We start from the raw sequence: 24,237 nt of genomic DNA, 5'->3' as shown, positions 1-24,237 counted from the left end.
AATGGCGAGAAAGCAAAATTTAATTTCCCCACTAAATCTACCTCGCTATATCTCGAATCATCCTGACTGATTAAAGCAAAAAAATTTACCGAGCAAGGCTGTTTATCCATAACTTGGTATTTAGCTCAAATCTGAACATTTAATGACTCCACAAGTAAACTTTCATATTGAAACTATGCTCTATTGAATTGAACAGGCTGTCCTGGGAATGATTTACCGGAAATCTTGGGTAAACCCAACTCTTTCCTTAAGAAGTTCAAGCGATTTTTACTAGACAATCACATTTCTAGACATATTTATCCATTCTTTTAATCTTTTGGCCATTAACTTTATTTTTTTACTTTTTTTTATGACAAAGAATGTCAATAAATGCAAATTTTTCTAATAAAAAGACAACAATGTTGATATTAATAATAAAAGTGTGAAATAAGTCATATTATTTATTTATTTATTTGTTTTTTAATGTAAGAATGCAATGACATTATGTTTAAAATTGTATCCAATGATGATTAAATCTGAAAAAAAACCGATTTTGATACCTTTATTACTGCTAGTAACAGCTGGGTTTACAACTCCTGCTTTCGCAAATAGCCCAGCTTTAGTTGCGGATATGAAAGTGTTTCAGCTAGAGGCAAACCAAAAACTAACAAAAGAATTAAAAACAACCGATCAAGTAAAGCCCAAGGCATTGCTTGAGTACAAAGTTGAATATTCAAATGTATCTAGTCAAAATCTGAAAAATTTAAAGCTGAATCTTCCACTTCCTGCCGATGTAACTTACACAGGGCAAAGCTTACCCACAGATGCCTATGCTTCCTTAGACGGTAAAAGTTTTGCTAAAGCCCCATTAACCCGTATGGAAAATGGCAAAAAAGTAAATGTCCCACTGACTGAATATCGCGTTTTGCAATGGAATGTGACTGAGTTAAAGCCAAAACAGAAAATTATTGTTTCTGCTCAAGTCCAAGTTAATACATCTAAATAAAATTTTTAATTGGTCAATATCGACTTTTTTGTTGGGTTCTTTATGAAAAATAATTTTCAATTAAGTAAAATTGCTGCATCACTGGCAGTAATTGGTGGGATATCGTTATTGGGTAGTTCTGCGATGGCGGCAAAACTACCGTCTGCAGGTGCGAGCATCAGTAACGTAGCGACAGCATCGTATACTGATTCAACGGGTTCAGAACGTACCGTAACCTCTAACTTGGTTAAAACCTTAATTGCACAAGTAGGTGGTTTTACTCTTGTAGCTGACCGTGAAGGACAAACTGCTGCAAACAGTAATATTAGCTTCTCGCATATCTTGACCAACACAGGTAATGGTACAGATACTTTTAATCTTGAGCTTAAAAATCTTACTCCAACTGGTGCTGTTTTTAATTTCACAGAAATAAAAGTGTATATGGATAAGAACTCAGATGGTACACCGGATGGTGAACCGATTATTACGTATTCGTCTGGTAAATACACTACACAGAGCGCAATCCAGTTAGATGCCAATGAATCTACAGGGATTCTAGTTGTTGCAACGACTCCAAGCAATGCGACAGTAGATCAGATTGATAAATTAAGTTTAACTGCAACATCAGTTGGATATGCTGCTACTGCACCAGCAGTTATAAATACTGATACAGCCTATATTAAAACGGGTGCTATTATTCAGGTTGAAAAATCAGCGAGTGTCAGTACCTCTAATGTTAATGGCGACATTATTTATACCTTAAAGTTTTATAACAAAGGTACAGCAGCAACAGTTGACCCTGTAACTATTTACGATACTCTGCCAAAAAATGTTGAGTTGAAAACTGTTACATATAATGGCGTGACTTATAACAATACTCCCATTGGTGGTCAGACTGATGGTAAATACCAATATGGAAAACAGTCTGATACAGAAGTGTTTTTGCTTAATGTTGGTGTATTAACTGCTGGGCAAACCGGTCAATTGACTTTAACAGTTAAGGTTAAAGATACGGTCAGCGGTACATCTACCAAGGTTGTGGATGGTGATAAAATCATCAACACAGCATATGCTGATACCGATGGTAAAACGAATGGCCCGAGCTCTGTTCCATTAACCCCTGGAAATGTGCCTTTAACGCCACCAACATCAACCACAGATAAAACGGTTGTTCCATCTAACCCGAATACAGTAACAGTTGTTGGCCTATTCAATGGTTCCATTAACGATTCTGTAGTTGATGCGTGGAAAGATACGGATACTAAACCAGTAGGTGCAGATGACATCGCTAACACAGCAGCAAAACAGGGTGAAGCGATAGTCTTTGGCGGTTCAGCGGCTGGTGTAGGTGACAAAATTTATATCCATAACTCGGGGAATACCGCTGACAGCTACAACTTGAGTTTAGATAAAACAGTCTTTGGCAGTGGCAGTATTGTGGAGTTCCTGCAATCAGATGGCAAGACACCACTGATCAGTAATAACACAGGTTCAATTGAGCCAGGTGCAACAGTTGAGATTGTAGTGCGGGTAACTCTCGCTTCTGGTCAAAAACTGACTATACCTGCTACTCCTGGTTATTTAGAATCTCTATTGACCAGTACTTCTGTAAAAAATGCGACAAACACAGATACTATCAAGTTACATTTGACTGCATTTACAGAAAGTAAAGTTGATTTGGTGAATAAACAGGGAACAGCTGAATATGGTCAAGGTATAGACACTAAAGATGTTCCGTTAACGATTGTTCAACCAGGTTCCCCAAAAACACTGGATGTGACGATCAAAAATACCGGTAGTACACCAGATAACTACGTCATTACATTACCAACCATTCCAGATGGTTGGACAGTAGAGATTTTCAAAAAAGTGAATGGTGCCTGTACAACTGAGAAAGCACCTAGCTCTGGTAATATTGCAGCAGGTACTGATGCGAGCTTCTGCTTAACTGTGACTGCACCAGCAGGTACACCAGCAACAGATCCAACTGCTCCTATTAAAATTCCAGTAGTGATTCATTCACCATCTACAGGTGTTAAAGATACTATTGAATATCCGGTAGTGGTTGATCAAGTTCGCTCCTTGAAATTGACTCAAGATCGTTCTGGTCAGGTTGCTGTGGGTGGCAGTATCATTTATACCCACACTTTAACCAACTACGGTAACGTGACTGAAGGTCTAGATGCGACTACAAAACTAGAATTTAATCTTAGCGCAGCATCAGCAAAAGGGGAGATTGTTACCGTTTACGTTGATACAAACAATGATGGTGCAATTGATCCTGTTACAGAACTATGGACTGGTACAAATCTTGACGCTTTATTAAAAGCAACTCAAGGTGCAGGCACCACTGCCAAAGCAGATGGTTTAAGTCCAAAAGAGTCAGTGACTGTGTTTGTAAAAGTTGAGGCACCAAAAACTGCAGCGATTGGTGATTCGTATACATCAACTGTAACTGTTGTTCCAAATGATGCAACGAAGTTTGATAAGACCAATAGCATATTTGCAATCACTGACTTGACCACTGTGATTGAAGAGGGTCTGGTTACTCTAGTGAAGTCACAGGCGGTATCTTCTGATTGTGTAACGATTCCAGCTGTATTCGGAGAAAGTGAAACTAAAGCTAAGCCGGGTGAGTGTGTTTACTATCGCATTGTAGCAACCAACCAAAGTAAATCGGATGCAAACAATGTGACGATTTATGATGCGGTGCCAACTTATACCAAATATTTAACTGGTTCTGCAAAAGGTATTGAGAATGGCACAGCAGCAACAGCTGATGCAGTTAAACTTAATACTGAAAAAACTCAAGTCAGCTATAGGCTTGCTAACAAGTTGCCAACAACAAAAACAGCAACTTTAGAATTTGCTGTAAAAGTTGATGGTAGCGTCACTCCATAACTCTTTCTAAATCCGTAACCTCCCTTTTTCGAAAGGGAGGAACTCATTTTTATTGTTTGTATTTTAATATTTTTTTGTTTTGGGGCGTTGCAATGAAAAAAGCAAGGAATAAAAAAGTGGAGACATTATCTTTCTCTGCACTTGCTTCAGCTTTGTTCTTTGCACAGCAAAGTCATGCTGCAATGCCGATTGCTGGACAAATGATTCAGAACATTGCCTATGCAAGTTATGAAGTCAGTGATTCCAATGGTGGGCAATTACTGCGAACAACGCAATCCAATGCAGTCAATGTTGAAATTGCAAAGTTTTATGGTCTGGAACTATTTCCAGATCAGCTGCAACAGGTAGAAGCAGGTTCAAAAGTCATCTGGTTAAATCAGGTGACCAATACCAGTAATACTCATGCATGGTTTGATTTTCAAACCGCGCCTGCTAACCATTTATCCAATTTAAAAATCTATTTAGATGCCAATCAAGATGGTGTCTTTGATATGTCTGATACACTGCTTAAAGATGGATTGCAATTACAACCTAATCAAACCGTTCATTTTTGGGTCGTGGCAGATACCTCATTACAGACTCCCGATCAGTCCAAGTTAGAGCTTCCTTTAACGGCGCAAATTCGTGAAGAGCCGCAACAACAAAAAACAGTGCAAGACCCTGTACAGGTCTTTGAAGCAAAAGTAAAAATAGAAAAAGCTGTAGACCAACAACTGCTGACCATGAATCAGCAGGCACAGACCCTGAATTATACTTTGACTGTAACCAACTCGGCCTCATTAGCTTTATCTCCCACAACAGTCACGGTGGATGGACAGAAACAATCCTGGGTGATTGTTGAAGATCCTTTGCCGGCAAATACTGTGTTTGAAGATATTCAAGTTTCAGATCCGGCTTCTACTACGCTAGTTTTGCATAAATTGGCACAAGGACAATATTCAAGCCATTTGCCTCAGGATAAAAACCAGATTGGCTATGCCGTGGTGGCCTATAAGCAGCCGTTTGCAGCCGGTCAAAAAAGCGAGATTAAGTTAAAGCTTAAAACTCAACCGAGCATTAGCTATACCACATTGGTGAATGGGGCGTATGTTCTACATCAGAAAGGGCAAATGGAACAAAAAACCTTGTCCAATAAAGTTGAAACCAAGGTGGTGGGTCAGTCAACTTTAGATAGCACCACAAATGATTTTAAAATCAGCTTGTATAGCGGCAAGGTCAATGAACCGATCTATTTAAAAACCAATGCTGCGCTTTGTAATGCCAACCGTTTTAGCAAAGAGCAGATACGCATTCGTATTCAGTCTAAATTGACGGGGGATATGGTTATTGTTTCTGCCCTGGAAAGTGCTGAAAATACCGGACTGTTCCAATTTAGTTTAGAGACTAAAGAAAATGCAGAAAAAAATCTGAATGATGCTGTCTTACAAACGCTTAAACGTGATGAAGTCACAGCGAGTCTGGTTGAATGTGTAGACGAGCAAGGTCAGGCCACTGCACCGATTAATGATATTTCAACGCAGATATTGATTGATCCATACGGCATTATTTTTGATGCAAAAACTAAAAAGCCTGTTGCGGGGGCAACAGTAATATTGGTTGATGAAAATGATCAACCTGTAGGTAATAATGTTGCTTTTGAAGTTGACCGTAGCACAGGGGCTTTACGCTCAATTCCTGCAAAACAGGTCACATCTGCGACAGGCGAGTTTGTTTATCCGCAGGTGATTCCTGGTAACTATAAATTATTGGTCGATACCTCAACAATTTCGACTCATCAATATAGTTTTGTCAGTGATCAGGTGCTTTATCCGATAAATTCATTTAACGGCATGGCGGTAGATTCGCAATATTCTTATGGTGGCGTATTTACCCTGGCGTCCAGCAGTCCGGCATTGAATATCGATATTCCGATTGATCCGCTATTAAGCCAATCAGGTTTGATGGTACAAAAAACTGCACGTGATAGCAGTATCGAATTGGGTGATTTTACCAACTACAGCATTACCGTGAGTAATCAAGGGGATGTACTTGCACGTGAGGTCAAATTGCAAGACAGTTTGCCGCGTGGTTTTAGCTATGTACCGAATACCATGCGTATTGATGGCAAGCCAGTGGCAGACCCGGAAGGTGGCAAAGGTCCTTATTTAACGCTGGGTTTGGGTGATCTTGCAGTCAATGCCAGCGCTAAAATTGAATATCGTGTTTTAGTTGGACCCAATGCTTTAAATGGGGATGGGATTAATCGGGCTCGTGCAGTGGATGGTTTTGGTCTCAGTTCAAATGAAGCACAGGCCAAAGTTAAAGTCCGTCCGGGTGTGTTTAGTGCCGATGCATTTGTAGTGGGTAAAGTTTATAGCGACTGTAACCGTAATGGCATACAGGATAAAGGCGAGTTGGGTGTGCCGGGTGTCCGTATCTACATGGAAGATGGCAGCTATGTCATCACTGACCGTGAAGGTAAATATGACTTTTACGGCGTGTCGGCAAAAACCCATGTGCTTAAAATTGACCGCACCACTTTACCTGCCGGAGTAGAGTTACTGACTCAGTCCAACCGCAATGCAGGCGATCCATCCAGCCGTTTTGTCGATGTCAAACGGGGTGAATTGCATCGTGCCGATTTCGCCATGGCAGATCAAGCAGATACATGTTCTGCACCCTTAACGGATGCAATAAAACAGCGTCAGGAAAAAATTAACAGCAGCAATTTAAATCTTGAAAAAGCGATTAACAAGCAACTTGCTATTGATGCACCGAGCTATCTAGAACGCAGTACCCGTTCAGAAAATACCCAAGGCTGTTTGGCAAATGAGAATGATCAGAATTGCTTATTGAATCGGGGTGGTTTTGCTGCACAAAAACAACCGCAATTATTGATTGATCCGGTAAAACCGCCTGTTTTAGTGAGTCTGGAAGAATATTTAAAGCGTAGCGACAGCAATGCTTTAGAAATTTTAAACTTAACAGAAGGACAGGTTCTGCCTTACGCACAAACGACGATTCAAGTTCAAGGTGCAGCGGGCGCGACACAGCGTATTTTAGTCAATGACGTGGTGGTGACAGATAAACAACGGGGTAAATTAGCCATTCTGGATGAGCAGCGTAAACAAGCTGTTGAATATGTTGGAGTGGCCTTAAAAACCGGTAAAAATAGCATTCGTGCTGAACAATTGGATTTTGCGGGTAACGTCCGAGAAAGCCAACACATTCAGGTCATTGTTCCAGATGAAATTCATCAGCTGAAATTACAGCATGCGCCAATCCCGGTCATGGCCAATGGCCGTGATGTGATGCAGTTGCGAGTTCAGTTGCAAGACAAGCAAGGGATCAGGGTTGCCACACGCACATCACTGACCTTGGAAAGTGATATCGGGATTATTGATCTTCAAGATTTAAATCCCAATGAACCGGGCATTCAAACCTTCATTGAGGGGGGGGAGATGATTATTCCGATTCTTGCACCGAATGCACCGGCACGTGGAAAACTGCGCGTCAGCAGTGGATTACTCAAAGAAGAAATCGATATTCAGTTTCAGGCAGATTTACGTCCGCTGATTGCCGTGGGTTTAATTGAAGGTTCAATTAACTTTAATAATTTTGATAACACACAGCTGCACAGTGTAAATGGCAATGACGGTTTTGAAGATGAACTGAATGAAATTGCGCAGTGGGGTAATGCCACCTCATTGACTGGACGTACTGCAATGTTCCTGAAAGGAAAAGTCAGAGGCGATTATCTGTTAACCCTGGCGTATGATTCTAATAAAAGTTCCAAGCAACGCCTGTTCCGAGATATTCAACCCGATGAATATTATCCAGTTTATGGTGATGCAGCGGCAAAAGGCTTTGAAGCCCAATCGACTGGAAAATTGTACGTACGCTTAGACAAAGGGCGTTCATATGCAATGTATGGCGACTATGTGACCCGTACGGAGAAAGATGAAGGTCTTGCTTTAGGTCAATACAACCGTTCACTGACCGGACTTAAAGTTGGGCATGAAGGTGATAAATTCCAAGCATCAGCATTTATGGCTGAAACCAAATCTCGTCAAGTGGTCACAGAAAATCGTGCTCTGGGTATTTCTGGTCCCTACAGTCTGGGTGCAATTTCAAATGATCTGATTTTAGACAATAGTGAAAAAGTTGAAGTTTTGACCCGTGATCGCAATAACCCAGGTTTGATTATTGCCAAACAGAGCCTCACCCGTTTTACCGATTATGAAGTCGATACCTATAGCAACAGCATTTACTTAAAACAGGCTGTCGCTAGCGTGGATCAAGACCTGAATCCAAACTTTATTCGTATTACGGTGGAAGCGGATGAAATTGGTGAAGAGTATCAAGTTGGTGGTCTCAGCCTTAGTTATGCCATGAAGAGCCATCTAAAAATTGGCGGTTCATTTGTACAAAGTAACGATCCATTAAATCAGGAACAGATTGCCAGTTTAAATACCGTGGTGAAAGTGGGGCAATACGGTAAATTAATTGCCGAAGTGGCACAGTCTAAAAATACCGACTCTACGGCAGATCAGATTACTCAGATCAATAGTGATTCAACCCGCGACAAAAACCAAGGTACCGCTGCTCGGGTCGAATTTGAATATGCACCGAGCTTTGCCCATGTTCGTGCCTATCACCAGCAAGCCGAACAAGGTTTCCAGAATGATGCAGCCACCATTAGTGCAGGGCGTAAGGAAAGTGGTGTGAAAGCTTCAGCACCGGTTGCAAAACTGGGTTTGGCACGTATTGAAGCCATTCGTACCGAAGACCAAGACAATAATGGTGTTCGTACCGGATTATCTGCCAGTCTGGAACGTAATTTCTTTAAAATTCTCGCGGTTGAATTAGGCTTACGTCATTATGATGAAACCCGTGCTGCGGCAACTTTAGCCACAGAAAATCTGGGTCCATATAATGGCACAACTGGGCGTATCAAATTTACCGGTAATCTGCCTTGGAAAGGTGCATCAACCTTTATTGAATATGAACAGGATTTATCGAACTCAGATAAAAAAGTCTTGTCTGTAGGGGGAACGGCTAAAGTCCTGCCAAATACAGAAGTCTATGCCCGTCATCAAGTGATTTCTGCTATTGACGGTTTGTATTCCCTGAATAGCACGGAAGAAACCAACAGTACGGTGTTTGGTGTTTCCAGTAACTATATGAAAGATGGTTCAGCATTTAGTGAATACCGTGTTGCAGATGGCATCAGCAACCGTGAGGCTGAGGCAGCATTGGGTTTACGTAACCGCTGGCAATTAAAACCGCGTGTATATGTCAGCAGCAGTTTTGAACGTATTCAGTCTTTATCTAAAAATGAAGACAATACCAAGAATGATGCTACTGCATTAAGCCTGGGGCTTGAATATTTAGTTCATGAGAACTGGAAAGCGACCACCCGTTTGGAAGGTCGCCGTTCGGATACTTCAGATACTCTTATCAATACCATTGGCTATGCTTATAAGCTATCTGATGATGCAACCGTGCTGACTAAAAACACGCTGAACTTTGTCGATAATAAACAGGCCGATCAGGGTGATCATTTACGCAACCGTTTCCAGCTCGGTTATGCATGGCGCGATTATGATCAAAATAAACTCGATATCTTGTCGAAAATTGAATATTACTATGAAAATAATGCCACTGATTTAGAAGCGGAATTTAAACGTGAAGCCTATGTAACGTCTATTCATACTAACTATCATCCACAGCGCCGTCTGACTGTATCGGGTCAATATGCGGCAAAGTGGTCTGAACTGGATGAAGATCATATTTCTAGCAATGCTTTAACGCAACTGTTCAGTGGTCGTGTAATTTATGACATCAATGAACGTTGGGATATGAGTGTACAGACAGGCACTTTATGGGCCAACCGCGGTGCAGGAACGCGTTATTTGGTCGGGGCAGAATTGGGGTATTTAGTTGCAACCAATCTGTGGGTTTCAGCAGGTTATAACTTCATGGGTTATCAAGATGATGAACTGGCAAATACCAGCTCAACCGGTGAAGGGGCTTATTTAAGATTCAGATTCAAGTTTGATGAAGATCTGTTTGGTCGCCGTTCGGCAAATACAAACTTTGCTTTAGAGCCAGAACAGGGACGATAGAACATGAAACAACTTACTGGACTACTTGCAGCTTTATTTTTAGCGAATAGCTGGGTTTATGCTGAACCCTTCTCAGCTGTTGATGCTCAGCGTCAAATGAATACCTTATCCCATACTTTGCAACAATATTCAAATACTGATGCACTAACTCGATATCATGCTTACAAAGCAAAAATGTGGTTAAGTTATGCGGTCAATCAACAATCAGAACAAAGTTTAACTGTTGCCGGGCAGGAAGCCTTGCAACAAGCCCAAATCATTGTCGATGGATTGCAGTCCAGGAAAAATTTGAGTTTAACCACTCCAGTGTTAGGTGTGTCACAAGTGATGCGCCGTGATTTATGGTGGCAAGTAGAGTACTTAAAACAGCATGGGGCCATTGATAAAGCACCAGAAAGTTTGGCACATGCAGAAGTGATGCTGGTTTGGGCGGCAGCAGAATATTGCGAGTTAGGCTGGAGGCATTCCCAAGAACCTTTTAATGCTGCACAACAGGCTTTATATCAGGTGGTTGAATCTACAGGATTGCAGTATACCGATATCAGCTGGCAGCCAGAACAGTTGCCTTCATTGCAGCAGCTCAATGGAGAGGGCTGTCATGGCATCAAGCCTGAATTTTGGCCTCTAGCCAAAGTACAATTAAATCAACAGTCTAATAGTTTAAAGATCGATAATATTGTACATTTTGCCCAGGACAGTGCAGATTTAAGCCCAGCCAGTCAAATGGTGCTGCAACAATGGGGAATTCTGGGGAATCAATATCCACAATTGTCTGTTATTTTAAAGGGTTATACCGATATTCATGCAAGTCCGGCCTATAATATTCAGCTTGCGCAGCGCCGTGTTCAGGCGGTGCAAGATTATCTGGTGTTACAAGGAATGGACATTACCCATATTGTGACTGAAGCCAAGGGTGCAGTTGATTTTCAAACCGATACAGAGATGAAAATAGCGGAAGCCAAAAGCCGTCGGGTGGTTCTGCAAGTTGCGGATGCACATGGAATTGAAATTGAATATTTGCCCCAGTGGCAAGATTTACAAATAGAGTCAAAACAGCAGAAAGTGCAGGTGAAATAACATTATGATCAAGCGATATTTACCTCATGTTTTGGCATCTTCAGTTTTAATGGTAGGTGGTATAGCTGAGGTCAATGCGGCAGATGCTGCAGCGGATACCAATAAAGTGAAAATTCAGCGCAGTTTTATTAATTTAAGTTTTAACCAACCCACGTTGAGCAGCAGTTATCAGCAGTTTGCTGAAACGGCAGTGGAAGGTTGGAAAACTACTCACAAAACCCCTAAATTAATTGAAATTTGGCGCGGTAAAGGGCCAGATGGCAATGCAACGGCGGATTGGGGGACAGCAAATACCAATAACCAATATGCTGAACTTAATGCTGAGGATGCATCGGCACTGTATCAGCCCGTATGTTTGATAAAAGGCGAAGAGTTTGAGTGGAATTTCAGGCATGCAGCCCGATTAAGCAGTACGGAAGAGGCTACTTTTTATATCGGGAACGTAAAGGCAGATCGTCTAGGTTTTACTCAGTTACAGACAATTGGCGCACAGCAGTCTACTAAACTCTGGACATGGGTAGATGCCAACCCTAGCGGAGCTAAAGCCACTGTTTCAGTTGATAGCGGTATCTATGACTTTATCTTCGCTGCAACAAAATATAGTAATGTAACCTTCGGTAATTTTATTGATGATATTTCATTAAAATTAAAACCTGCAGTCGAATTTAGTGCGGCTTCGGGGCGTTTTTACGAAGGTGAGGATGCAACAGGAAAGACTCATTCTGTACCTTTTAATATTGTGGGACAAATTTTAAGTCAGAGTGATATGCCTACCCTGCAATTTAAAATTGAATATCCGGCGGCTTATGCTCAGACTAAAGCGGTATATGGCAAAAATTACAGATTATATAAGCAAACTGCATCAGGCTTGGTTGAATTGGGTTCAGCAGATAGTTTGGTGACCGCAAATCCAGACAAAGTAACTTTTAATTACACCCCAGTCTATAACGCTACCTTGGATTATACCAAAGGGGTTCAGGTCAATGATTTGGTAATTAAAATTTTTGGCAATACCCAAACCAATACTGATATCAATCTACCGTTTGAATTTGCGCTGGATGCGAACAGTAAAGCTGTTTCCACTAATTTGAGTACTTGCGGCAATGTAAGTGCAGATGTCAAATTTGATCTCAAGATCCAAGAAGATGATATTGATTTGGCGGTCGTCAAAAGCTTAACACCAGAATCGGTGGTTCAAAAAGATAACCTGATTTCTTATAAACTGAATATTACTAACAATACTGCCGTGCAGGCAGATGGTGTGATTCTGCGAGATAATTTCAAAAATTTACTCAGAGTGACGAGCGGGAATGCTGCAAATCAAACCAGTCTGATCTGTGAAGATTTAACCAATGGTACCAGTAAGGCTTGTCCTTCGACTTGGACCGATGCCAATGCACTAACTGCACTGTTGAGCAGTACTGTAGGGAGTGGTTTAAGTTTAGGTGATATTCCCGCCAATGCGAAATACACCTTTACGGTTAAAAATTTAAAAGTCACCGATACAGATACTACAAGTACGGGTTTTGTAGAAAATACAGCCATTATTGAAACCACGAAGATGCAGGATCTGATTCCTGGAAATAATACATCCACTGTAAAAACAATGATGGCTACTAAAACTGATCTGTCCAATAACAAAACCGGTGCACCTGTAACAGAAACAGGTATTGGCATGTTTATCATTGCAAAAGAGGGTAGAACAGGTTCTACACCTCTCTGGACTCAAGTATCAGACAGTAACAGCAAAGTTTATTTTCCGCTCAATATTCAAAATTACGGCGGTTTGGCACAGGATTATCAGCTGTATGCATCCAGTAGCAAAATTGAGCCAACACTGGCGACGGGTGAGTATTCAAGCTTGGTTAAAAATAGTATTATGCCCTTTACTGCTGGTTTAAAAATTGAATTTTATAAAGCGGATCTTGCGCAGTGTAAAACGGGGGTAAGTAGTCAGCAAATTACTCAACTGAATGTTGCAGCAAATACAACAGCGCAAGTTTGTGCAGTGATTACAGTCTATCCATCTACGACGGCTAAAACCAATATTTGGTTTGCAATTGAATCGCTTCAATCCGGCTTAGGTGACGTTATTCTTGATGCGGTTACTCCCTCACCATCAAAACGATTACTTGAACTTACCAATAATCAGGTTGCACAAGTTGGTGTGGGTGGAACATATGTATTTTTGCACCGTTTAACCAACTATGGGGTAGAAAATGAAACTAAAGCAAAAATCAGCATCAATCCTGTAAATGGCAATGATGGCTTCTTATATTCATTATTTCTAGATAAAAATGGTAATGATACGCTAGATGCGGGAGATACCTTACTCTCTGGGGTAGAGACAGAATTAAGCAATATTATCGAGCCAAACAAATCAGTGACTTTATTGATAAAAGCTGAAGCGCCTGCAACAGCAACTAACGGCATGAATAGTCAGGTTAAATTGACAGTTAAACCGGATAATATAGCGAAAGAAATATCATTAGTTGATTTAAATAATACCGACTTGATTACGGTCAGTCCCAATCAGTTAAAAATTCTGAAATCTCAGGTCAAAGTTGAAAATTGCAGTATGACAAATGTTTCAGCAGTGATAAATGCGACGTATACTGTACAAAATGAAAATTTAAAGCCTAATCAGTGTCTAATTTATCGAATTATGGTGAAAAATACCGGAAGTGCAGCCTTAAGTAATGTGGTGATTAACGATATGTACCCGGCTTATACCAAGCAGTGGGCACTTGCTAAAATATTGCCCATCGTGGGTAGTAATGGTCAAGACATTACCGACAGTAGCAACAATAAAATTGAAGATGATGGAACGGCAAAAATTAAGGCAATTTTAAAAGAACTATTATCGCAACAGGAAAAATCACTGTACTTCGGAATTAAAATGCAATGATGGGTTAATTTTTTAGTCGATTACTCATCCTCCCTTATACTAGATTCGAGGCAGCTGTATTGTTAAGCTGCCTCACCCACATCTGCAATAGCCATTTCTTCTGTCTATCCAGTCGCTGCTTTCATTATCTCTTATCAAAACTACTTAATATTTACAGTGAGTGATCTGGCCTAAGTCTGGACATGGCCGTTTAACTGCCTCATTTGTATATATGAATCTTCATTGATTAAATATCCACTCATTCCAGACACTCTTCGCCTATAAATTTAGAAAAATTTCATATCTGAAATTTATTTTTGATCTATGCAAAAATGACTATAAAAGTCAGGGTTCAAATAAAAAATGAATTAGATCCCGAGTCAGCACTTCCTCAGATTATTTTCAGGGTTGCTAAGCTGGTTACTAGCTTGGTTACTAAAACTATTTAAATCTAAATAAAACCATTAAATAACAATAAATTATACTTTTATATGATGCGTATCATACGCATCATATAAAAGTATGTTTATTTTGATATAATCCAACTCTCTAGTGTCATTAGTGGTTCCATGCAATTTTATGAGTCTTACAGAATTTAAGGTTCGCCAAGCCAAACCGAAGGATAAAATCTACTTTTTAGCAGATGATGAAGGCCTGAGCCTGAAAATTGAACCGAATGGACGTAAGTCATGGAGCTATCGATATTCTGTAGAAGGATCAAGCAAGCGATCAAGAATAAAACTGGGTATGTATCCTTCAATGTTATTAAAAGATGCAAGGTTTGCACGAGACGAATTTAAATTAAACAATTACACTCTTAAAAGTATAAGTAATAAAAAAATAAAATCTTTCCAAGATATTTGTGAGGAATGGTTAGAATTTAAAATAAGAAATTCTTTTAGTGATGAGCCACGTTGTGGGGTTATTCAATTAGCAAGAAAATGTTTATCTAATGATATATATCCAGAATTAGGTGATATAGCATTTGAAGAAGTGAAGCGATATGATTTAGTAACAGTAATAAAAAAAATTGAATTTAGAGAAGTAAAAGAACCGGTTAAAAAAGCTTACAGTTATTTAAATCAAATTTATGATTATGCTGTAGCGATGGGATATTGTGAATATAATATCGCAAATGGTTTAAATAAAATATTGGTAAATAATAAGATTAAGAGAAACTATCCTTATTTAAAATCGCATGATATTCCAAAATTCATAAATAAATTAAATCAAGTAAATACCCATACCCTTATTAAAAAAGCCTTATGGCTTAAATTATATACAGGAGTCCGGGGCACTGAATTACTTCTTAGTGAGCCACATCACTTTGATATAGAAAATAAAATATGGAGAATCCCGGCATTACATATTAAGCAGTTTAGACGTAAAGTCATTTTAGGTCATGAGATTCCTGATTTTTTGGTGCCTTTATCAGATCAGGCTATTTGTATTATAAAATCAGCACTTGAGTGGTCTCATGGTGAAAAGTATGTATTTTCAAGCCCGCGATATAAAGACAAACCGATTCATTTTAATACGCTAAATACAGTAATACGTAAAATGGGATATAGTAAGAATGAACTGTCATCTCATGGTTTAAGATCGACATTTAGTACTATATTAAATGAATCGGGTTTATTTCAACAAAATTGGATTGAAGCGCAGTTGTCGCATACAGATAAAAATAAAACCCGCGCAAGTTATAATCATGCTGAGTATATGAACCAGCGTAGAGAAATGATGCAGTGGTGGGGGAGTTATATACATGAATATACAGAAAGACCAGGGATGAATTTTGGATAGATTATATTAAAATTCTTTAATCAATCATTTTTTTTATTCGTTAAGTGTTATGAATTGCAGCAATTAAATTGAATCTTAAAATAATTTTTACCTCTATTTCAATCATGCTCTTCGAAGGATTTTGAAGGTTTTCAGACTGCCAAATACCTATTCAACTCCTATTCTTGTTTTATTGACTTTCTGATTGCCTTTATCAGTTGAAATAAAGGAATTTTAATGTTTTAGCTTTAAATTTCGTTAAAATAACTCACCACCATGTACAACACTACGACCGGTACATAAACTCGGTACTTGCTGAGTTTTATAATAAATTAAGGTCTGTATTTTGAAGGTATGAGTCTTCTTTTTCTGGTCGCGATAGCTTTTTTGTCTTTCTAGGCCTTTGAATTGGAATTTCTGTGATCTCTATGATCATAACATTGTTTTATAATAAATTAAGGTCTGTATTTTGAAGGTATGAGTCTTCTTTTTCTGGTCGCGATAGCTTTTTATGTCTTTCTAGTTTCTAGGCCTTTGAATTGGAATTTCTATGATCTCTATGATCATAACATTCCAGCCAATCCCTTTACCGTCAGACAAACTCGTCGCAATAGAAATAAAGTTCTCAATTCCCGCCACTAGCTCAGACAAAGCAGAACTTGATTTTCCCAGTTTATCCGTATTGATCACCCGTGGAATTTGCCACTTCTTCACATGATTTAAATTTTTCCAAGAAAACACTAGGCTAAATCCCCCCACGTTCGACAAGCATTGCCTCAAGTTCACGATAGCTGATGCCATAGTTACAATAACAGCGCACAGCCCAAAGGATGATCTCACCCTGAAAATTGCTGACCCTGGACGGGATACATATGCTGAACCTTGAGCTAAAAACTATTGAGCTTACCATCAGCGGCTATTTGCAACAGTGCCGTAAATTTTTGGTATAGAAAGTAGTCAGAAAAAATGCTCATCTTTTGATTTATAAAATATGCCTAATAAATATATTGAATTTTACATGTAATTTTGTTTTATTGTACGGGTCAACATTAAATATAAGGAAATTGATATGACACTTTCTGCAGAGAAAGCCATTGAAAGCATTCATACCATGCATGTACTGATTGAAAAAATTTTCAGCGGGGTAAATAGCGCTGAAGATTTACCTTTATTAATTAAACATTTTTCTGAAGATTTTGAAATGGTGGGGGCGGCTGGTAAAAAATTTAAATTTGAAGAAGTGAAGCAGCTGTTCGCCAACAATCAAGGAAAAATGCCTGATATCAAAATTGAAATCTATGATGAAGAAATTATTTCACATAATGAACATACAATCGTTTTGACCTATACAGAGAAGCATACCAAAGAATCCGGGATATTAATTCGTCGTTCTTGTGCATTGATTGAGGAAATTCAGGACCAAATGCATTGGCGCTTTCTGCAGGAAACATTTACAGCTTAAAATTTATTTTAATTTTTTAAAAAGCATAGGCTTATGTTGTTTTACCTTTTTAAACTACATAAGTCTAGCTTTGAAGTTCTGGAATTAATGCATCGAATTGAGTCAAGCTGATTAGACCTGCCATCTCTCCTATTTTATTATTGGCAACTTAGCTGGAAATAACAGGTTTTATATACGCAAATTAAAAATACCAGTCCGTCTAACCGCAATAAAGCAGCAGGCTTAAGGTTTGCTTTAGCTGACTTAAGGCTACAGTGCGGTAATTTAAGTGCTGAATTAATCAATTTTCTAATTTGATTGAACAGTGATTTTTTTAACTGATTTATATTAAATTTCTCCGCAAAAATCGACAGGGAGTTATCTAAAGGTATAAGTTTATACTTAAAAAGTTATGGAATATTACACGTAAAAGTAAATATAATTAAATTAAGAATGTAAAAAAATTTGCAGGATTCTAATCGAAAAATAAGCTTGAATAGAAGCAAAATTTGGCTAGAAGTAAAAGATTTCTGATAATAGTGATCAAGAAATATTTTCCCTGTCAAGGGTGTAGGAAATAGGGGCTTATGAGGAATATAAGCCGTCGTACAAGGATTAAGTGACATGAATAGTTCTATCAATGATCAGGCTGCCGCGGTCAGTAAAAAATCAAATGTATATGCATGGTATGTGGTATTGCTATGCATGCTGGCTTATATTTTTTCGTTTATTGACCGTCAAATTTTGGCATTGATGATTGAGCCGATTAAAGCCGATTTAAATTTATCAGATACCCAGTTCAGCTTATTGCATGGTTTAGCATTTTCATTGTTTTATGCATTTATGGGATTGCCTTTAGCTTATCTGGCAGACCGTTTTTCACGTCCTAAAATTATTGCTGTTGGAATTGTATTTTGGAGTATTGCTACTGCAATTTGCGGATTAAGTAAGAGCTTCATTCAACTTTTCTTCAGTCGGATGGGGGTGGGCGTGGGAGAAGCAGCATTATCACCAGCCGCATATTCGATGTTCAGTGATATGTTCAGCAAGGATAAACTAGGGCGTGCTGTCGCTGTTTATTCCAGCGGGTCATTCGTTGGTGGAGGGATTGCCTTTTTGGTTGGCGGCTATGTGATTGGCTTATTGAAAAATATGAGCTTGATCGAAGTACCACTGTTAGGTGCAATCAAAGCATGGCAAATGGCATTTATTCTTGTGGGTTTGCCAGGTGTTTTCATTGGCTTGCTGTTTATTTTAACGGTACGGGATCCGCAACGTAGAGGTCAGCGTTTAAATGCGCAAGGCCAAGTTGAAAAAACCAGCATGAAAAAAGCGTTTAAGTTTATTAAAAAACATCGCACTACTTTTGGCTGTCATTATTTTGGTTTTACCTTTTATGCCATGGCGCTGTACTGTCTCATCAGTTGGACACCAGCGTTTTATATGCGCAAATATGGCTTAACTCCAACAGAAGCTGGCTATATGCTAGGGACGGTCATGCTGGTGGCAAATACCTTGGGCGTATTTTGTGCAGGCTGGTTAAATGACTGGTTTATTCAAAAAGGTAGAAAAGATTCGCCAATGATCACCGGTGTTATCGGCATTGTAGGTTTAATCATCCCGATGATTGCTTTTACCCAAGTGTCTGAACTGTGGCTGTCTGTGACGTTATTGGTTCCAGCGATGTTTTTTGCATCTTTTCCCATGCCAATTTCCACCACAGCCATGCAAATGCTGGCACCTAACCAGCTGCGTGCGCAGATTTCGGCGGTATTTCTGCTGATCAGTAATTTAGTCGCTGTTGGAATCGGGACGACTTTGGTGGCATTAATTACAGATAAAATCTTTGCAAACCCGCTGATGATGGGGATGTCATTGTCGATTGTTGGTGCTTGCGCATGTGTATTGGCCTTTATTTTATTGAAAAAAGGGTGCAAAGCCTTTAGCGCAAGTATGCAGCAGGAACACTCTGTTTAAGCCCAGCCCTTAGAAGTTAACAGTCAAGCAAGAGCTGATTCGGTCTAGTGAGCTCTTGCCTTTTAATTCTGAAGAATGGAATCAATGGAGTGCAGAGATGAATCAGCGTTTAAATTTGAGCCATTTGCATTATCTGGATAAGTTTTTACTTTTTAATTCAGATGACTATCACATCATTAAGGATAAAATCAGTCATTATTTGTGCCCCCATCAATTTGATGTAGAGGCAGATTCCAGTTTGAATACTCGCCTGAATGGATTTAGCTTTGGAAATTCGGCTTTATATGATCTTAAATACAGCGCGGCTGTGGTAATCACGATCGATGAAACATCTCCTCATTATTTGTTTCGCATCAATCTTGAAGGACAATGTAAAGTTGAACATGAACAAAATCAGGTGCTGCAGTCACATGGCATGATGACGGTGACACATCCGCATATCCAAAACCGAATCATGACCAATCACCGCTGCCGCAATATTATTCTCAAACTGACACAGCAGGATGTTGAAACACAGCTGTGTAAAATGTTGGGCTATACCGGTACAGAATCCTTAGTATTTGATAGCGGCTTATCATGTACAACAGAAGCTCTAAACTCAATTGTTGAAACACTGAATTACCTCTGTCACGCATATTATAATATTCAAAACTGGAGCTTTATTTCAGCCAGTTTTACCCAGTATTTGATTGAATTAATTTTACTGAAAGTTCCTAATAATTACAGTCATCAACTCAATGAACGCAGACAAGAAGTCATGCCCAGCTATATGCGAAAAGCACAGCAATATATACAGCAACATCTTCAATCACAGATTTCACTTGCTGAACTGAGTATTTTTTGCGGGGTTAGCAGCCGTACTTTGCAAAAAAGCTTTAATCAGTACTGTCAACAAACGCCGCTGGAATATATTCGAGATCAGCGTCTGCAAGGGGTGCATCAAGCCTTACTGAACAGCCAATTCAGCGATACCGTGACGGATATTCTTTTTCAAAACGGCATTCAAAGCTTGGGCCATTTTTCCAGTCGGTATAAAAAACGCTATGGTTGCCTACCGTCGCAAACCTTGAAAATGAAAGTGGTCTAAATTCTAAAAGTATTCGTATATCGAACAGCCTATTCGCATACGGAGAGGTGAGCTTCATTTTAATCTTCTAAAGTTAATTCAGTTAATCAGGAGGATTCAAAATGAAAATTACAGTACTGGGTGGGGGGCATGGATGTTATGCAGCAGCCGTGGAAATGGCAGAAAATGGTCATGAGGTGGTGTTATGGCGCCGGGATGCCGATGCATTAAAAGAATTAGCAGAAACGGGTGAACTGTTCATTTTGGATTATCAAGGTGAGCGTTCTGTGACGGTTGGCTGGAATAACAGCCAGATCAATTTACAGGAGTCTTTAGCGCAGGCAATTGCAGGCGCTGAGCTGGTTATTATTCCTTTGCCGGCGACCACGCATCTGGATTTGGCGCAGCACACGGCACCTTATTTCAAAGATGGGCAAGTGATTTATTTACCGCCAGGCACTTTTGGCAGCTTTGTCTTTGCTCAAGCCATGAAAGATGCTGGAAATCATGTACAGGTCGCCTTCGCTGAAACCGGCACATTGCCGTATTTAGTGCGCAAACATGGGTTAAACCGCATTGTAGTGAGCGGGTATGCGACTCGTTTACCTACCGGTGTTTTCCCCAGCAATTTATCTGAACATGCATTCCAGGTTTTACAGCAAGCCTATCCGAGTGTAGAGCCGATAGAGGACAGCTTAAGCGGGGCATTGATGAATGCAGGCCCCATTATTCATCCACCGTTAATTATGATGAATGCCGGCCCGCTAGAGCACTTCGATACGTGGGATATTCACAACGAAGGCACCCAGCCATCCATCCGCAGTGTCACCTCTCAATTGGATGCCGAACGGATGCAAGTGCGTGAAGCCTTGGGTTATGCAGCTCCACATTTTCCGCTGGCTGATCATTATAATAAAGCAGACGAAGGCAATGAGTGGATGTATGGCCGAGGTGCTCATGGCAAACTCACAGATAGCGGTGACTGGCGCGAGGACATTGATTTGCAGTCACATCGCTATATGCTTGAAGACACCCGTTTAGGTTTATCCTTAATTGTTTCTGCAGGCCGTTGGGCTGGCGTCAAAACCCCTGTGGCTGAAGGCTTGCTGAATATTGCCTCTGCTGTTGTAGGCAAAGATTTATATGCCGAAGGCCGGACATTTGAAAGCTTAGGTTTGGCAGATAAATCCAAACATGAATTACAAATGATCTTGCATCAAGGAGTCTAAGATGCCCAAAATTCAGCACACTGCGGTGGTAGGGGCCGGGCGAATGGGCAAAGCGATTGCCATTGCTTTTGCCTATGCGGGACTGCAAGTCAAACTGATTGATGCTAAAGAGCGTTCAATTCATGATTTTGTACAATATCAGCGGCAAGTAGAGCAGGGCATTGCGCAAGAACTGATGCTGTTAAGTCAAATTCAATTCATACAACCGGAGCAAATTTCAGCGATTCAAGCCAATATACAGCTAAGCGACAAATCAGCCTCCATTGAATATTTAAAACAATGTGATTTAGTTTTGGAGGGGGTACCTGAGAAACTACAGGTGAAGCAGGATATTTTTACTTGGCTGGATCAACATATTGCACCTGATTGTATAGTGGCTTCAACCACATCCACCTTTTTAGTGACAGAGATCGCCAAGATGCTTTCCTATCCTGAACGTGTGGTCAATGCACATTGGCTCAATCCGGCTTATTTAATTCCATTGGTTGAATTAAGCCGCTCAGAACAAACTTCAGATCAAACAGTGCTGGCGCTTAAATCTTTTTTGACTTCGATGGGCAAAGTAGCTGTGGTATGCAATGCCAAAGCGGGCTATATCGTACCCAGAATTCAAGCTTTGGCGATGAATGAAGCGGCACGAATGGTAGAAGAAGGGGTTGCATCGGCAGAAGATATTGATATTGCCATCCGCACCGGTTTTGGGCTGCGGTTCTCGGTCTTGGGTCTGCTTGAGTTTATTGATTGGGGTGGAGGTGATATTTTGTATTATGCGTCGCAGTATTTAGAGCGGGAGCTGGGCGAAAGGTACAGTACCCCAGAAATTGTGGCAGAAAATATGCGCAATGGTCGAAATGGCTTAAGAGAGCAGCAAGGTTTCTATCAATATGAAGATGTAGATATTTCGTCCTATAAACAACACGTGCTGCGAACTTTTTTGAACAGAATAGAGGCAGCCGGCTTAAAGCCTAGATTTAATATGATTTCTTCTAGAAGGTAAAATGTATTCAGCAATAAGCCCATTCGAATGTATGGGCTTTTTGTTTAATGGCTAATTTTTTAGTTTTCAGCTGGAGGGCATAAGATCGAATATTTTTTTCATCTGGGCATTCAGCTGAATCAATTCCTCATCATTAAAAGCATTTAAAATCCCTGAAAGAGTGACTTGGCTGATTTGATTAATCTGCTCAACCAGTTTCTTTCCTTTATCTGTCAGCTTGACCATTGAAATACGTTCGTCGAATTCAGAAGAAAAAACCTGAACAATGTCATCTTCCACCAAGCGGTAAATGGCTTTGGTTGCAGTGGTCAATTTGAGTGTAGATAAATTGGCAATCTCGGTAATACTGGCTTGCCCCAATGCATTCGTACTTAAGATAATTTTGCGGCGGGTGTTATCTATTCCTAGTTTTTTTATAGACTTCTCAATCAGCTGCGTGTATTTCCCGTTGACTTGGGAGACCCAGAAAAAAGGGTAGCTTTGTAGACTGCTAGGTTCATTGTTAGGCAGAAAATTTTCTAAATGAGTAAGCATGGCAAAGTGATAACTTTGTGAAAATGGATAGTCCATTATACAAAAATTAAAAATATTTTCTTCGTTCTCTGTTAGGAAAAACACTTGACAATTACATGGCTTTTTCAGATATTAGTCTTAGTTATAAAAATACATGGAAAAGTGAATGAATATTGTGGCACAGGATGTTCATCTAGGCTCAGGAAAACTCACCGTCATGGTGAAAGACTCTATCGATATTCAAGGTTTTCAAACTGTCTCGGGAAGCAAGGCGCTCGAGGGTATCCCTGCGGCAGAACAAAATGCCGTTGTGGTTGAGCGTATTTTGGCTGCGGATTGTCAAATTACCGCAAAAACAAATTTGCATGAATTGGCTTTTGGCATTACGGGCATTAACCGTGCATTCGGTACGGCGCTTAATCCCAAATATCCAGCGCTGATTCCTGGCGGATCATCGAGCGGCTCGGCTGCGGCTATTGCAGCCAAACTGGCCGATTTTACTTTAGGAACAGATACCGGTGGCTCAATCCGCATGCCTGCTGCCTGTTGTGGAATTTTTGGTTTAAAGCCGACTTTTGGCCGTGTGAGCCGCGAAGGGGTACATCCGGAAAATAGTTCATTGGATTGTGTTGGCCCCTTTGCCAATTCGGTCAGCATGATTGAAACCGCTATGCAGATTATTGATCCGAGTTTTCATCCTGCAAAAGCCCTGGAGCAAACGCCTAAGCTTGCGGTGCTGAATGTAGAGGCGAGTGATGACGTGAATCAATGTATTGCTGAATACCTTGCAAAAGCTGGGTTGGTTTTGACCCAAGTAGAGATTGCATCTTTTGAAGATGCATTTGATGCCGGTATGCAAATTATTAATTTCGAAAACTGGCAGGCGTATGGCGCTTTAACTGAAACAGGATTGTTGGGTGCCGATGTCAATACGCGTTTGCTGAAAGCCTCAGAAACTACACGCCAGCAGGTTGCAGAAGCAGAAAATGTAAAAGAAAGGTTTACCCAAGAAGTAGATGCTTTATTGAATCAATATGATGCATTGCTGTTGCCGACCCTGCCGCAGATTCCACCACAAGTTGCGGATGCAGAAAATACAGCCGCATTTTTAAATTTAACAGGATTGGTCCGTCCCTTTAATTTGTCTGGGCATCCGGCAATATCAGTGCCATTAGAGACAAAAGAGGGCTTACCTGTGGGCTTGCAGATTGTTGCCAAAAAAAATGCAGATGAACAGCTCTGTGCAATTGCAAAATTTGTCGTGAAGGCGGCGCAGTAAGTTACAAGGAGTTAACG

The 24,237-nt window shown here is 40.1% G+C and carries 14 protein-coding genes; 12 read left to right on the top strand and 2 right to left on the bottom strand.

The features are described from left to right. Positions 1-505: 505 nt before the first annotated feature. The 6 genes from AY606_RS13615 (at position 506) to AY606_RS13590 (ending at position 15,739) form a co-directional block, all read left to right on the top strand. The gene (locus AY606_RS13615) at positions 506-985 is read left to right on the top strand and encodes a hypothetical protein (RefSeq protein WP_249409259.1); all 480 of its coding nucleotides are present in this window, start codon (positions 506-508) and stop codon (positions 983-985) included. Positions 986-1,027: 42 nt separating this feature from the next. Next, the gene (locus AY606_RS13610) at positions 1,028-3,865 is read left to right on the top strand and encodes a DUF11 domain-containing protein (protein ID WP_067869759.1); all 2,838 of its coding nucleotides are present in this window, start codon (positions 1,028-1,030) and stop codon (positions 3,863-3,865) included. 116 nt (positions 3,866-3,981) lie between these two features. Next, complete coding sequence (locus AY606_RS13605) at positions 3,982-9,972, top strand: SdrD B-like domain-containing protein (RefSeq protein WP_502692130.1); 5,991 nt, start codon at positions 3,982-3,984, stop codon at positions 9,970-9,972. A gap of 3 nt (positions 9,973-9,975) precedes the next feature. Continuing rightward, a complete protein-coding gene (locus tag AY606_RS13600) occupies positions 9,976-11,049 on the top strand; it encodes an OmpA family protein (protein ID WP_067869753.1) in 1,074 nt (357 codons plus the stop codon). Between the two features lie 4 nt (positions 11,050-11,053). Further along, a complete protein-coding gene (locus tag AY606_RS13595; protein WP_067869750.1) occupies positions 11,054-13,957 on the top strand; it encodes a DUF11 domain-containing protein in 2,904 nt (967 codons plus the stop codon). Between the two features lie 558 nt (positions 13,958-14,515). Beyond that, the gene (locus tag AY606_RS13590; RefSeq protein ID WP_067869747.1) at positions 14,516-15,739 is read left to right on the top strand and encodes a tyrosine-type recombinase/integrase; all 1,224 of its coding nucleotides are present in this window, start codon (positions 14,516-14,518) and stop codon (positions 15,737-15,739) included. 498 nt (positions 15,740-16,237) lie between these two features. Here AY606_RS13590 and AY606_RS13585 read toward each other — a convergent pair whose 3' ends face one another. Further along, complete coding sequence (locus AY606_RS13585; RefSeq protein WP_155858214.1) at positions 16,238-16,459, bottom strand: hypothetical protein; 222 nt, start codon at positions 16,457-16,459, stop codon at positions 16,238-16,240. 328 nt (positions 16,460-16,787) lie between these two features. Between AY606_RS13585 and AY606_RS13580 the strand changes: the two genes are divergently transcribed. The 5 genes from AY606_RS13580 (at position 16,788) to AY606_RS13560 (ending at position 22,428) form a co-directional block, all read left to right on the top strand. Then, complete coding sequence (locus AY606_RS13580) at positions 16,788-17,180, top strand: DUF4440 domain-containing protein (RefSeq protein WP_067869741.1); 393 nt, start codon at positions 16,788-16,790, stop codon at positions 17,178-17,180. A gap of 603 nt (positions 17,181-17,783) precedes the next feature. Then, the gene (locus AY606_RS13575; protein ID WP_067869738.1) at positions 17,784-19,136 is read left to right on the top strand and encodes a spinster family MFS transporter; all 1,353 of its coding nucleotides are present in this window, start codon (positions 17,784-17,786) and stop codon (positions 19,134-19,136) included. Positions 19,137-19,233: 97 nt separating this feature from the next. Further along, complete coding sequence (locus AY606_RS13570; protein ID WP_067869735.1) at positions 19,234-20,223, top strand: AraC family transcriptional regulator; 990 nt, start codon at positions 19,234-19,236, stop codon at positions 20,221-20,223. Between the two features lie 101 nt (positions 20,224-20,324). After that, a complete protein-coding gene (locus AY606_RS13565; protein ID WP_067869732.1) occupies positions 20,325-21,431 on the top strand; it encodes an NAD/NADP-dependent octopine/nopaline dehydrogenase family protein in 1,107 nt (368 codons plus the stop codon). 1 nt (position 21,432) lies between these two features. Further along, entirely contained in the window at positions 21,433-22,428 is a 996-nt protein-coding gene (locus tag AY606_RS13560) for a 3-hydroxybutyryl-CoA dehydrogenase (RefSeq protein ID WP_067869729.1), read from the top strand. A 66-nt stretch (positions 22,429-22,494) separates the two neighbouring features. Here AY606_RS13560 and AY606_RS13555 read toward each other — a convergent pair whose 3' ends face one another. After that, positions 22,495-22,962, bottom strand: a complete 468-nt coding sequence (locus tag AY606_RS13555) for a MarR family winged helix-turn-helix transcriptional regulator (protein WP_067870068.1) — start codon at positions 22,960-22,962, stop codon at positions 22,495-22,497. Between the two features lie 145 nt (positions 22,963-23,107). Here AY606_RS13555 and AY606_RS13550 point away from each other — a divergent pair, with 145 nt between their 5' ends. Further along, positions 23,108-24,220, top strand: coding sequence for an amidase (locus AY606_RS13550; RefSeq protein WP_067869726.1), 1,113 nt, complete (start codon positions 23,108-23,110; stop codon positions 24,218-24,220). The last annotated feature ends 17 nt before the right edge of the window (positions 24,221-24,237 follow it).

It is taken from the genome of Acinetobacter sp. SFB, assembly GCF_001647545.1.
Taxonomy (GTDB): Bacteria; Pseudomonadota; Gammaproteobacteria; order Pseudomonadales; family Moraxellaceae; genus Acinetobacter.
This window is presented reverse-complemented; position numbering and strand designations above follow the sequence as displayed.